This window comes from Enterobacter sp. RHBSTW-00975, assembly GCF_013615235.1.
In the GTDB taxonomy this organism is placed as follows: domain Bacteria; phylum Pseudomonadota; class Gammaproteobacteria; order Enterobacterales; family Enterobacteriaceae; genus Enterobacter; species Enterobacter ludwigii.
This window is the reverse complement of the sequence record NZ_CP055883.1, coordinates 1,589,646-1,603,011: the sequence shown is the minus strand read 5'-3', so window position 1 is coordinate 1,603,011 and position 13,366 is coordinate 1,589,646. Positions and strand designations below refer to the sequence as shown.

11 protein-coding genes are annotated in these 13,366 nt (G+C 54.4%); 3 read left to right on the top strand and 8 right to left on the bottom strand.

All coding sequences use genetic code 11. From position 1 onward, the window contains the following. The first annotated feature begins 81 nt into the window (after nt 1-81). Together HV340_RS07630 and fabA are read left to right on the top strand one after the other, a co-directional pair. Nucleotides 82-1,842: a Lon protease family protein gene (locus tag HV340_RS07630; RefSeq protein ID WP_063925136.1), complete on the top strand. Its 1,761-nt coding sequence runs from the start codon at nt 82-84 to the stop codon at nt 1,840-1,842. A gap of 68 nt (nt 1,843-1,910) precedes the next feature. Further along, nucleotides 1,911-2,429 carry a bifunctional 3-hydroxydecanoyl-ACP dehydratase/trans-2-decenoyl-ACP isomerase gene (fabA, locus tag HV340_RS07625; RefSeq protein WP_014169427.1) on the top strand — a complete coding sequence of 173 codons (519 nt, stop codon included), beginning with the start codon at nt 1,911-1,913 and terminating at the stop codon, nt 2,427-2,429. Between the two features lie 72 nt (nt 2,430-2,501). On the opposite strand, the gene rmf is transcribed toward fabA, so the two are convergent. The 6 genes from rmf to rlmKL form a co-directional block, all read right to left on the bottom strand. Beyond that, nucleotides 2,502-2,669: a ribosome modulation factor gene (gene rmf, locus HV340_RS07620; RefSeq protein ID WP_013097261.1), complete on the bottom strand. Its 168-nt coding sequence runs from the start codon at nt 2,667-2,669 to the stop codon at nt 2,502-2,504. 256 nt (nt 2,670-2,925) lie between these two features. Then, a complete protein-coding gene (pqiC, locus tag HV340_RS07615; RefSeq protein WP_025204538.1) occupies nt 2,926-3,492 on the bottom strand; it encodes a membrane integrity-associated transporter subunit PqiC in 567 nt (188 codons plus the stop codon). Then, nucleotides 3,489-5,129: an intermembrane transport protein PqiB gene (gene pqiB / locus HV340_RS07610; protein ID WP_020884796.1), complete on the bottom strand. Its 1,641-nt coding sequence runs from the start codon at nt 5,127-5,129 to the stop codon at nt 3,489-3,491. The genes pqiC and pqiB overlap by 4 nt, the downstream gene beginning before the upstream one ends. A gap of 4 nt (nt 5,130-5,133) precedes the next feature. After that, the gene (gene pqiA, locus HV340_RS07605) at nt 5,134-6,387 is read right to left on the bottom strand and encodes a membrane integrity-associated transporter subunit PqiA (protein ID WP_063925137.1); all 1,254 of its coding nucleotides are present in this window, start codon (nt 6,385-6,387) and stop codon (nt 5,134-5,136) included. Nucleotides 6,388-6,400: 13 nt separating this feature from the next. Beyond that, on the bottom strand, nt 6,401-8,308 hold the full coding sequence (locus HV340_RS07600; protein WP_063925138.1) for an ABC transporter ATP-binding protein: 1,908 nt from the start codon (nt 8,306-8,308) through the stop codon (nt 6,401-6,403). A 12-nt stretch (nt 8,309-8,320) separates the two neighbouring features. After that, nucleotides 8,321-10,429 carry a bifunctional 23S rRNA (guanine(2069)-N(7))-methyltransferase RlmK/23S rRNA (guanine(2445)-N(2))-methyltransferase RlmL gene (gene rlmKL, locus HV340_RS07595; RefSeq protein WP_032677814.1) on the bottom strand — a complete coding sequence of 703 codons (2,109 nt, stop codon included), beginning with the start codon at nt 10,427-10,429 and terminating at the stop codon, nt 8,321-8,323. A gap of 98 nt (nt 10,430-10,527) precedes the next feature. On the opposite strand from rlmKL, the gene HV340_RS07590 reads away from it, so the two are divergent. Then, nucleotides 10,528-11,637, top strand: a complete 1,110-nt coding sequence (locus tag HV340_RS07590) for a YcbX family protein (RefSeq protein ID WP_025204540.1) — start codon at nt 10,528-10,530, stop codon at nt 11,635-11,637. Here the strand turns inward: HV340_RS07590 and zapC are convergent. Together zapC and pyrD are read right to left on the bottom strand one after the other, a co-directional pair. Further along, on the bottom strand, nt 11,634-12,176 hold the full coding sequence (zapC, locus tag HV340_RS07585) for a cell division protein ZapC (protein WP_014169420.1): 543 nt from the start codon (nt 12,174-12,176) through the stop codon (nt 11,634-11,636). The genes HV340_RS07590 and zapC overlap by 4 nt on opposite strands. Nucleotides 12,177-12,341: 165 nt before the next feature. After that, complete coding sequence (gene pyrD / locus HV340_RS07580; protein WP_020884800.1) at nt 12,342-13,352, bottom strand: quinone-dependent dihydroorotate dehydrogenase; 1,011 nt, start codon at nt 13,350-13,352, stop codon at nt 12,342-12,344. Between the last annotated feature and the right edge of the window lie 14 nt (nt 13,353-13,366).

Sequence of the window (13,366 nt, the reverse complement as noted above, 5' to 3'; positions counted from 1 at the left end):
GAAATACCCAATCCTGCTTGGGTAGAGCCCCCCGCTTACGGTATACTCCACGCTTTTACATCTAACTAAAAAACATCAACTTTGACCATTACGAAACTTGCATGGCGTGACCTCGTTCCGGATACCGAGAGCTATCAGGAACTGTTTGCACGACCCGATCTCGCAAAAGAACACGAATTCATCCTTAGTGATACGCAACCCCGTTTGCATTATGCGCTGGAGCAGGTGTTAAGCCCCTGGGCAACATCACCCTTCATGATGCTCAAGGCCCCGGAAGAAGCGGAATATCTGACGCTTCTGGGTGATGCCATGCGCCAGTTGCGACCGCAAGCGAACGCCGTCTTTGGCGGCCAATATCGTATCGCGGGACATGATGTCACATTCGAACCGGCAGAGCAGCCCGACGACCGCTTTGCTGCCAGGGGTGAAGTGATTACCGCTAACTGGGTCGAGGCTGAACAACTCTTTGGTTGTCTGCGCCAGTTTAACGGTGAGCTCTCGCTGCAACCTGGGCTGGTGCACCGCGCGAATGGCGGCGTACTGATCATCTCGTTGCGCACCCTCCTCTCACAACCTCTGCTGTGGATGCGCCTGAAAACGGTGGTTAGCCAGCAGCGGTTTGACTGGGTTGGCTACGACGAGTCTCGTCCCCTGCCCGTCTCAGTTCCTTCAATGCCGCTGTCGCTGACCGTGGTGCTGACGGGTGATCGTGAATCGCTGGCTGACTTCCAGGAGATGGAGCCCGAACTGGCTGATCAAGCGGTCTACAGCGAATACGAAGATAACATCCAGATTACCGATGCCGATGATATGGCACAGTGGTGCCAGTGGGTGTTGAGCGTTGCGGAACGTTTCGCACTGCCAACGCCGGCGGCCGACGCCTGGCCTGGTTTGATCCGCGAAGCGGTTCGCTACACCGGTGACCAGGAGACGCTGCCGCTCTGCCCGCTCTGGATAGGCAAGCAACTACGTGAAGTGGGTGTCGTCAGCGGTAACGGCGCATTCACCGGTGAGCAGCTTACCCAGATGCTGGCGCAGCGTGAGTGGCGTGAAGGCTATCTTGCTGACCGTATGCAGGATGAAATTCTGCTGGAACAAATTCTGGTTGAGACCGAAGGCGAACGTATCGGGCAGATCAATGCCCTGTCGGTGATTGAATTCCCCGGCCACCCGCGCGCTTTCGGGGAGCCTTCCCGTATCAGCTGCGTTGTGCATGTCGGTGACGGTGAGTTCACTGATATCGAACGCAAAGCCGAGTTGGGCGGCAACATTCACGCTAAAGGCATGATGATCATGCAGGCGTTCCTGATGTCAGAGCTGCAGCTTGAGCAGCAAATCCCCTTCTCCGCCTCGCTGACGTTTGAGCAATCATACAGTGAAGTCGATGGTGATAGCGCCTCTATGGCGGAGCTGTGCGCCTTAATCAGCGCCCTGGCAGAAGTGCCAGTTAATCAGAACATCGCGATCACCGGCTCGGTCGATCAGTTTGGTCGTGCGCAGCCAGTGGGTGGTCTGAACGAAAAGATTGAAGGCTTCTTCTCGATTTGTCAGCAGCGTGGGTTAAACGGCAAACAGGGGGTGATTATTCCTGCCCCTAACGCCCGCCATTTGAGCCTCAGCCAGGACATTCTTGATGCCGTGGAACAGGAACAATTCACCATCTGGGCCATCGAAGGCATTGATGATGCACTACCCTTACTGACAAACCTGGTATGGGACGGCGAAGGGCAAACAACCCTGATGCAGACTATCCAGGAGCGCATTGCTCAGGCGACGCAGCAGGATGCTCGTCATCGTTATCCCTGGCCGTTACGCTGGTTAGGCTGGTTTAGTTCAAACTGATCGGACTTGTTCAGCGTACACGTGTTAGCTATCCTGCGTCCTTCACTAAAATAAGGCTTACTGAGAACATGGTAGATAAACGCGAATCCTATACAAAAGAAGACCTTCTTGCCTCTGGTCGCGGTGAACTGTTTGGCGCTAACGGCCCACAGTTACCGGCCCCGAACATGCTGATGATGGACCGTGTCGTGAAAATGACCGAAACCGGCGGCAACTTCGATAAGGGTTACGTAGAAGCAGAACTCGATATCAACCCGGACCTGTGGTTCTTCGGTTGCCACTTTATTGGCGATCCGGTAATGCCTGGCTGTCTGGGTCTGGATGCAATGTGGCAGCTGGTTGGCTTCTATCTGGGCTGGCTGGGTGGTGAAGGTAAAGGCCGTGCGCTGGGTGTGGGCGAAGTGAAATTCACCGGACAGGTTCTGCCTACTGCGAAGAAAGTGACCTATCGTATTCACTTCAAACGCATCGTTAACCGCCGCCTGATTATGGGCCTGGCAGATGGCGAAGTGCTGGTAGACGGTCGTCAGATTTATACCGCAAACGACCTGAAAGTGGGTCTGTTCCAGGACACTTCCGCGTTCTGATTTCGCGTTGAGCGACCCCATAAAGGCGAAACCTCCGCAGTGCGGAGGTTTCTTTTTTTGAAAGAGACGTTATCAGGCTATGAGTGCCCTGTCGCCGATGGCTTCTCGCCAGCCTCCAAGCCATTGTGACCTTTGATTTATCGTCTGATAAGGACACATTTCTTTAGATCGTCCAGCGATGCCGGCCTGATAACCACGTTGATGAGCCCGTTCCAGGCGATCTCGTTTCTGTCTCTTCATGCCTCGTTTCCCTCATTCTTTTGTCTGGTGGAAAGAAAACAGTGTCTGCACAAACTTGCGCAGGCACAGATAACGAATACCCCGAATTAGTCGCAGCGTCAATGTTCAAAATTCATACGGGTGTCATATTTGTGAGCTACCTGGAAGATCATTTGTACAAAAATTGTGACCCGGCACAAGTAACGGTCTGAAGTGAAACTGAAAAAAAACCGCAATCAGCAACAGGCCGATTGCGGTTTTTACCGATGAATTTTACTTATGGCAGCCGGGAAATCTCCCTGGCGATGCTGGCCGACTCTTGCGCCCACCCCTGGGCCAGCACTTTCACCATTTCATCGTAGCCATCTTTCTGCTGTTTCAGCTCAAGATGGAAAGGACGCTTAATCATCTGGCCCTGATGGTTCAGCAACCACTCTCCGCTAATCACCACCGCACCGTCATAACGGCCATGGAAACCCGTAACCGTGACGTTCAGCGTATCCTGGTCGTTACCCAGCGGCTGCGACGCGACAACCCAACCCGGAAGCTGGCTGCCCAGATTGGCCACCAGCGTATTGCGCAGCTGCTGATCCAGCGGGCTGGCCCACAGGTTGTTTGTCGCAATCACGTATTTTACGTCGCTGGTCTGGTAGACCACGCCGTTGCCTGCCAGATAATCCGGCACGGCAACCTGCTCAACCCACAGCAGACGGTTTCCCTGACTGGCGGTACTTTGTACCCCGTTTTGCGCGGCAAGAGGCAACTGATAGTAGCTCTTGTTCTCCACGCCTGAACTGCACGCCGTTAACAGCAGAGCGCCAACCATTAATAGCCATTTATTCATTCTTTTGCCCTCTTAGGCTCAGGATCCTTTTTATCTTTCGCTTCGAACACCAGCGCGTTGCTCTTCTCATTGAGCGTTTTCAGAACCGGCTGCAGTTCACGCAAGACCTGATCAAGACGTTGCATATCTGCCACCATCTTGTTGTACGCCGCCGAGCCAGGCTGGAAGCCCTGCATACTGCGGTTAAGCTCACGCAGCGTTTTCTGCATATCCTGTGGCAGCTGCTGCATGCTCTGGCTTGCGGTAATCTTGTTGATGTTATCCAGCGTGGTTTGCAGGCGACGCATCGTTGCCTGACTTTCGCTGAGCGAACTGGTCGCGGCTTCAATCATCGGATTCAGTGGCAGATTGTTAATCTTATCCAGTGTCTCCATCAGACGCTGCTGGATCTGTGCCAGGCCGCTGCTCACCGTCGGGATGATCTTATAACCACCGAACTCCCGGATACCGGTAATCGGTGGGGCTTTTGGATAGAAGTCCATATCCACATACAGCGCACCGGTCACCAGGTTGCCCGTCTTCAGCGACCCACGCAGACCCCGGTTCATCAGTTCGGTAATATGCGTACCAATATCCTGATTCTCGCCAATCTGGTTGAGCAGACGTTCCGGCTCAATGCGAATCAGCACCGGAATGCGGTAATCGTCATCCAGTACCTGCTGCAGACCCGGTACAAAGAACGGAACTTGCCCCACCGTACCCAGGCGAATGCCGCGGAATTCGACAGGCGCGCCCGGCTGAAGGCCACGGACGGAATCTTTAAAGAACATCAGGAAGTCGATGTGATCGGTATAGAGTGCGTCCTGAATGCTGCGTTGATCGTCAAAGAGCCTGAACGCCGTTTTCTCTGCAACCGGCTGTCCCAAATCTTGCCCTTCCGGCACATCAAAGCTTACACCGCCACCAAACAGCGTGGTCAGGGAGCCCATCTCCACGCGCATTCCCGCTGACGTTAGATCAACCGCGATCCCGCTGTCCTTCCAGAAACGGACGTTGCTGGTGACCAGCCGATCGTTTGGCGCGTTGATGAACAGCTGATAGCTGATGGTGCGCTTTTGCGGATCAAAGGTACTTGTTTCAACCGATCCCACGCGATAACCGCGGAACAGCACGGGATCGCCCGCCGTTAACTGGCCCGCTTTTTTACTGTCCAGGATCACGCGGATGCCTTTCGCATCTGGCGGCGCAAGCGGTGGCGAGTCAAGAAGCTGGTATTGCGCCGGCTGGCTTCCTTTTTTACCCGGCTGCAGTTCAATGTAGGCACCGGAGAGCAGCGTACCTAAGCCGCTGATCCCTTCACGTCCTACCTGCGGCTTGACCACCCAGAAAGCTGAATCACCGTGCAGCAGTTTTTCCATGCCCGCGTTCAGGCGTGCCTTGATTTCCACATGGGTTAAATCGTCGGTCAGGGTTGCGCTTTCAACCACGCCCACATCGACGCTACGGCTTTTGATGGTCGTTTTACCGCCCTCAATCCCCTCGGCATTGGTGGTGATGAGCGTCACTTCCGGTCCCTGATGGCTGTAATGATAAAACAGGATCCATGCACCGATCAGCGCGGTCACGATGGGGAAAATCCACACCGGCGACCAGTTTTTGACCTTCTGCACTTTCGCCTCTCCACTCTTATTTTCCATGCTCTTACTGTTCCTCATGGCTTGATTCAGGCTCACGATCCCACGATAAACGAGGGTCGAAGGTCATGGCCGCGAACATGGTCATAATAACGACCAGCGCAAACATTAATGCCCCCATCGCGGGATAAATACTCATCAATCCGCCCATCCGCACCAGTGCAGAGAGAACGGCAATAACAAACACATCAATCATTGACCAGCGTCCAACAAACTCGACGACTTCATAAATCAGGTGCATGCGTTCGCTGTCGCGTTTGCCATGGCCTTTCGCATCCCAGCAGAGCCAGGCAATAGCGATCATTTTTAACGTGGGTACCATAATACTGGCAATAAAGATCACCCCCGCAACGGGATAGGAGCCTTCACCCCACAGCAGTATTACCCCGGCAAGGATTGTCGAGGGCATTTTGTCACCGAGCAAATCGGTGATCATAATCGGCAGGATATTGGCCGGCAGGTACAACATGACGGAAGTCACCAGCAGCGCCATTGTCCACTGCAGGCTATTTTTACGTCGCACGTATCCTTTTGTTTCGCAGCGCGGGCACACATCCAGATCGGCTGGCAGCACAGCGGTGCAGCATGGGCAAGAACGAAGCCCCTGACGAATGCCTGGCACCCCCACCTTTACCGTCTGCACCAGCGTCGGTGCCGGCGCGATATCGTCCCACGCCCAACGTCTGTCCACACACTGGAAGGCGCGCAGTTGCAGAACGCAGTACAGACACCAGGGAACAAAACTGCTGCCGATACCCACATCGCCATACGCCATCAGTTTGACGAAACTGACCAGGATTCCCGCCAGAAAGATTTCGGCCATACCCCAGCTTTTTAACTGGAACAGGATACGCGCGAGCCAGATTTTAAGCGCGAGGGGCATCGCAACGCGGTTCACCAGCAACAGAATGACGACCAGACAAAAAGCCGGGACGATCTGTACGAACAGGAGGAAAAAGGTGCCGAGGCTGGCATAGTCTTCCGAGAACATAACCCCCGGAATTTCAAGCAAATCGACCTGGCTGGTCATCCCTCCCACCTTCATATAAATGAAGGGGAAGAGATTGGAAAGCAGCAGCATGAACAACGCCGCCAGCGCATAAGCAGTGGGACGCTGCCTTGGTGCGTCCCACTCGGTTGTCAACGTCGTACCGCAACGGGGACACAGGGCTTTATGTCCGTGACCAAGCTCTGGCAACGCCACGAGCATATCGCATTGAGAGCATAATATATGCCTGTCGGCATGGTGCTGGTCACACATATTGTATCCCTGTTTATGCGCCGTTCTTCAGAGACTCAAGGTACTCCCAGCGCTCAAATGCTTCTTCCAGGGCTTTTTCAGCCGCGGACAGTTCTGCCAGTACTTTTTGAGTATAGTCATGCGATTGGGTAAAGAATGACGCATCAGCGACCTGCGCCTGCAGATCTTCAAGTGCGGCTTCCAGCTCTTCAAGACGCTGAGGGAGTCCTTCCAGTTCGCGCTGCAGGTTATAGCTTAGTTTAACCGAGGTTTTCTTGACAGTTTCTGCTTTTGTTACAGCAGGTTCGGAACTGGTTCTGGATTTAGCCTGTTTTAGCGCCTGAGACTGCGACTGCTGTCCTCTCGCATCGTGATAGCCGCCCACATACTGTCCAATTCGCCCTTCACCTTCGAAGATCCAGCACTCGGTCACAGTGTTATCGACGAACTGACGGTCGTGGCTTACCAGCATCACGGTTCCCTGATAGCCGTCGATCAGCTCTTCCAGCAGTTCGAGCGTTTCCACGTCCAGGTCGTTTGTTGGTTCATCGAGGATCAGCAGGTTACTTGGCTTCAGGAACAGACGTGCCAGCAGCAGACGATTTCGCTCACCGCCTGACAACGCGCGTACCGGCGTCAGCGCACGTTTCGGATGGAACAGGAAGTCCTGCAGGTAGCCCAGCACATGGCGCGGCTTACCGTTAACCATCACCTCTTGTTTACCTTCCGCCAGGTTATCCATCACCGTTCTGTCCGGATCCAGCTCCGCACGGTGCTGGTCGAAGTAAGCCACTTCGAGCTTAGTACCGCAGTGAATGCGGCCGCTGTCAGGCTTCAGCTGATCCAGCATCAGCTTCAACAGCGTGGTTTTACCGCAGCCATTCGGCCCGATCAGCGCGATTTTATCCCCACGCTGGACCTGTGCGGAGAAGTCTTTCACCAGCACTTTGTCATCAACCTGATAGTTGACGTTTTCCATTTCAAAGACAATTTTGCCGGAACGGGAGGCCTCTTCAACCTGCATTCTGGCGCTGCCCATCACTTCGCGGCGCTCGCTGCGTTCACGACGCATCGCTTTCAGCGCGCGAACGCGGCCTTCGTTACGGGTACGGCGGGCTTTGATGCCCTGACGGATCCAGACCTCTTCCTGCGCCAGCTTGCGGTCGAATTCAGCGTTCTGCAACTCTTCCACACGCAGGTTTTCTTCTTTCTCCAGCAGATAGGTATCGTAATCGCCAGGGTAGGTCACCAGCTTGCCGCGATCGAGATCGACAATACGCGTGGCCATATTGCGGATAAACGAACGGTCGTGGGAGATGAAGATAATGGTTCCGTTGAAGGTTTTGAGGAACCCTTCCAGCCAGTCTATCGCTTCGATATCCAGGTGGTTCGTCGGTTCATCCAGCAGCAGCACTTTCGGCCCGCTGACCAGCGCGCGGCCAAGCGCAGCCTTACGCAGCCAGCCGCCAGAAAGCGCCGACAGCTCCATGTCCGGTTCCAGTCCGAGCTGCGCCAGCACTTCATTGATGCGGTTTTCGAGCTGCCACAGACCGTGGTGATCGAGCATCTCCTGCACTTTCGCCAGTTCGTTAAGATTCTTGTCGCTCGGGTCGGTCATCACCAGGTGTGAAATCTCGTGATAACGCTTCAGGTATTCAGCCTGCTCAGAGATACCTTCGGCAACAAAGTCGTAAACGCTGCCGGTCACGTGACGCGGCGGATCCTGCTGCAGGCGAGAGACAATAAGATCCTGCTCGTAAACAATACGCCCGTCGTCCAGACCCTGTTCGCGGTTGAGGATTTTCATCAGCGTGGATTTACCCGCGCCATTACGGCCGACCAGACAGACGCGCTCGTTGTCCTCGATGTGCAGTTCTGCATTGTCGAGAAGCGGCGAGTCGCTGAAAGAGAGCCACGCGCCGTGCATACTAATTAAAGACATGTATTATTCCTTTCAGACCGCGGAGATCAACCAGCAGTTATGGATCTGACGATTACGGGCAAAGTCCTGGGACAGCGTTTTTTGGCTAATTTCTTGTGCTTTCAGTCCCAGAGCAGCCAGCCCCTCATGATCCATGCGGAAGCCGCGTTTGTTATTCGAGAACATAATGGTACCGCCCTTACGCAGCAGGCGTTTCAGGTCGGTCATCAGGCGCAGGTGATCGCGTTGAACGTCAAAGCTATCTTCCATACGCTTGGAGTTAGAGAACGTTGGGGGATCGATGAAGATCAGATCAAATTGTTCGTCCGTTTCGCGTAGCCAGCCCAGCACGTCAGCCTGCATCAGACGATGCTGACGCCCGGTGAGACCGTTCAGGCGCAGGTTACGTTCCGCCCATTCCAGGTAAGTACGGGACATATCCACCGTGGTGGTACTGCGCGCACCGCCAAGGCCAGCATGCACGCTGGCGCTGCCGGTATAGGAGAACAGGTTCAGGAAGTCTTTACCCTTGCTCATCTGGCCCAGCATGCGGCGGGCGATACGGTGGTCAAGGAACAGACCGGTATCCAGATAATCGGTCAGGTTAACCCACAGGCGCGCGTTGTATTCGCCCACCTCGATAAAGTCACCCTTCTCACCCATTTTCTGATACTGATTTTTTCCTTTCTGACGCTCACGGGTTTTCAGCACCAGTTTGTTAGGCGCAATGCCCAGCACCGAAATCGTTGCCGCAATCACGTCCAGCATACGCTGACGCGCTTTTTGTGCATCAATCGTTTTTGGCGGCGCATATTCCTGCACCACAACCCAGTCAGCGTAACGGTCAACCGCCACGTTGTACTCCGGCAGATCGGCATCATACAGGCGATAACATTCGATACCTTCCTGTTTCGCCCATTTTTCGAATTTCTTCAGATTCTTACGCAGGCGGTTAGCGTAATCTTCCGCCACACCCGATGGTTTACTGTCCGCCGCTTTCTCGGCCAGATGGTAGTTTTTCTGCACGCAGTCCAGCGGACCGTTTTTCGCCTTAAACTGGCGTTCGGCACGCAGTTGCAGACAGCTCAGCAGTTCTGGCGAGGCGCTAAACAGCGACAGGTTCCAGCCGCCAAAGTCATTTTTCATATTACGGCCCAGCAGGCTGTGCAGGGCAATCAGCGCCGGTTCGCTATCAAGACGCTCGCCGTAAGGAGGGTTGCTGATAACGGTACCGTATGGGCCTTTTGGCAGCGGATTGGTCAGGTTCGCCACGTCTTTCACTTCGAAGGTGACCAGCTCGCCGATACCGGCACGGCGGGCGTTGCTGCGCGCACGCTCAATGACGCGTGAGTCGCTGTCAGAGCCGTAGAAATGGGAGGTGTACTCCGCCAGACCTTTACGTGCACGGGTCTGCGCTTCGTCTTTGACCTCTTTCCACAGCGCCTCATCGTGCTGCGCCCAGCCGCCGAAGCCCCAATGGCCGCGGTGCAGGCCCGGTGCGCGGTCGGTGGCCAGCATAGCGGCCTCAATCAGCAGCGTACCGGAGCCACACATCGGGTCGAGCAGCGGTGTGCCTGGCTGCCAGCCGGAACGCATCACGATGGCGGCGGCGAGAGTCTCTTTGATGGGCGCCATACCGGTACGATCGCGATAACCACGCAGGTGCAGACCCGCGCCGCTCAGATCCAGAGAGATACTGGCGGTGTCGCCGTTGAGCCAGACGTTGATCCGCAGATCGGGATTTTCACGATCGACGTTTGGGCGTTCCTTATTTTTACGCGTGAAGCAGTCCACAATGGCGTCTTTAACGCGCAGGGCACCGTACTGGCTGTTGCGGATCTCATCGTTCACGCCATTAAAGTGCACGGCAAAGGTGGCATTCGGGGAGAAGATCTCTGTCCAGTCGATCATCTGTACGCCGGTATAGAGGTCAAGGTCGCTGTAAACCTTGCACTCTTTCATCGGCAGCATGATGCGTGATGCCAGACGGCTCCACATCAGGCTCTGGTAAATAAGCCGTGTGTCGCCCTCAAAATGGACACCACCCTGAACCACCTGGCACTCTTGCGCACCCAGGGTTTCCAGTTCAGTTTTTAACAGCTCTTCCAGCCCACGGGCCGTACTGGCAAACAGAGAATTCATATCGTCACTTTTACTCTTAGAAAATTGTCGCGCATTATAGCTAATATGGCGTGTATGTCATAAAGTTGAAGGCTTATTTTCATTCGAGGGGCTGTGCAGTGGCGACGTTATCCAGGCTTTTTATTCATCCGGTGAAATCCATGCGCGGGATCGGCGTTTCACACGCGCTGGCCGACATGAGCGGATTTGCCTTCGATCGTATCTTTATGGTCACCGAACCTGACGGTACGTTCATTACCGCACGCCAGTTCCCACAAATGGTTCGCTTTACCCCTTCCCCGCTTTATGACGGTTTGCATCTCACCGCGCCGGATGGCTCCAGCGTGGTGATCCGCTTTGCTGATTTTGCGCCTGTCGAAGCGCCAACGGAAGTGTGGGGCAATCATTTTACCGCGCGCATCGCCCCGGATGACATTAACCGCTGGCTGAGCGGCTTCTTCTCCCGGGATGTGCAGCTGCGCTGGGTCGGCCCGGCGCTGACGCGGCGCGTTAAGCGCCACGAGGCGGTCCCGCTCTCATTCGCGGACGGCTTCCCCTTCCTGTTGACTAACGACGCCTCCCTGCGCGACCTGCAGCGTCGCTGTAAAGCCAGCGTTCAGATGGAGCAGTTTCGTCCCAACCTGGTTGTTACAGGCGCTGACGCCTGGGAAGAGGATACCTGGAAGGTGATCCGTATCGGCAGCGTGGTATTTGATGTCGTGAAGCCTTGCAGCCGCTGTATCTTTACCACCGTCAGTCCCGAAAAAGGCCAGAAACACCCTTCCGGCGAGCCGTTAAAAACCCTGCAGTCATTCCGCACAGCGCAGGACAATGGCGATGTGGATTTCGGCCAGAACCTCATTCCGCGCTCAAGCGGCGTCATCCGCGTGGGTGACGAAGTCGAAATTCTCGCCCGTGGGCCCGCAAGAGTGTACGGCGCAGGTCAGGAAGAAGAGTTCGTCGACGTTGAGACGCCAGCCAGCTCGCCCGTAGACATTCACTGGCAGGGCACCGTTATCCGCGGCAACAATCAGCAGGTTTTACTTGAACAGCTGGAACAAGCGGGGATCCGCGTACCTTACTCCTGCCGGGCAGGCATCTGTGGGTGCTGTCGAATCAAGCTGGTCGAAGGGGAAGTCAGCGCGCTGAAAAAATCCGCGATTGGCGATGATGGTACAATTCTGTGCTGCAGCTGTATTCCGAAAACGTCGGTACAGCTGGAAGCTTAAACGGCCTGCTCGAGGCTGAAAGCGTCTACGCGTTGCTGCGGTTTCAGCCTGTCATTCATTACCTTAATGGCATCCCCCAGTTGCATCGTCCGCCCGGCAATGGTCACACCGGGCTGGGCCAGCAGACAGAGTGCGGCATTTTCGCCAGGCTCAACCACCAGCAGGCTCACCTCTTCAGCGGTATCGCTCAGGTTTACGCTCGCCGCATCGCCGGTGGCGGGGGACCAGTTCATGCTATGCGGTAAAAAATGCCAGCTTTTCGGCATTTGCGGTTTCAGGAATCGAATAGCCACTAACGCGTTTAATACCAGTTCGGCACGCTGCTCTTTAGAAAGCACCAGGTCGCGGCATTTTTCTTCAAAGGAGAAATAAAGCGCAGCGTCGTCAACACAAAAGCCTGACGGGGAGAAGGCGTCCGGGGTTAACATTCGGCGAGCAAAACGGGAACGAAACAACATACCATTGGCTAAATCGAGCATCATGCGATCATGCTCGTCACAAAAATACCAGCGCCAGTTATCGTCAGGTTTAATTCGCATGTTTCTCTCCCGTCCCCAAACTTCCTGTACTAAAAATGTCCTGTTTGCCGCTTCGTTTATAACACCATTAATAAAAGACTATAATGACTAAATAAGCAACAATGACGGAATATAAAACAACCAGGGCTGGAAATAAAGCCCTGGTTGTCTGATAAAGAGAAAAGATTAGATATGAGTAACGATTTCTTTAATCAGCTGCGGTCCTTTAAAAATAAAACCGGAATAGATTTGCACCAGTGAGGCACCCGCCGCCATCTTCTCGCGAGCCGCAATCACGGAGTCGATACCACCGACGCCAATAATCGGCAGTCGTCCTTTTAATTCTGCTGACAGGGCACGAATAATTTCTGTGCTTTTTAATTGTACCGGACGTCCACTTAACCCACCCGCTTCGTCACAGTTTTTCATTCCCTGAACGAGCGAGCGATCGAGTGTGGTATTGGTCGCAATCACCCCGTCAATATTATGGCGAACTAAACTGTCGGCAACCTGGATCAATTCTTCAGCAGAAAGATCCGGTGCGATCTTAACCGCGACCGGAACATATTTATGGTGGATCGCCTGGAGCTCATTTTGTTTATTTTTAATGGCACTCAGAAGATCGTCCAGTGCTTCGCCATATTGTAAAGAGCGCAGACCCGGGGTATTTGGTGAGGAAATATTCACCGCAATATACCCCGCGTAGGCATAGACTTTTTCCATACAAATCAGATAGTCATCTTTACCCTGCTCTACCGGCGTGTCTTTATTTTTGCCAATATTGATGCCTAATACACCATCAAAATGGGCTTTTTTTACGTTCTCAACAAGGTGATCAACGCCGAGGTTATTAAAGCCCATGCGGTTGATCAGCCCTTCGGCTTCGACCAGGCGGAACAGACGCGGCTTATCATTACCTGGCTGCGGACGAGGCGTGACGGTACCGATTTCGATGGAGCCAAAGCCCATCGCGCCCAGGGCATCAATGCACTCACCATTTTTATCCAGACCCGCCGCGAGACCCAGCGGATTTTTAAAGGTCAGGCCCATGCATTGCACAGGTTTTTCCGGCACGTTTTGACGCACCAGTGCGGCCAGCGGCGTTCCGGTAATACGACGTAACTGCTGGAATGTAAATTCATGAGCGCGCTCAGGATCGAGCTGGAAAAGGGCTTTACGAACGAAGGGGTAGTACATGAACTCTCCTGGAT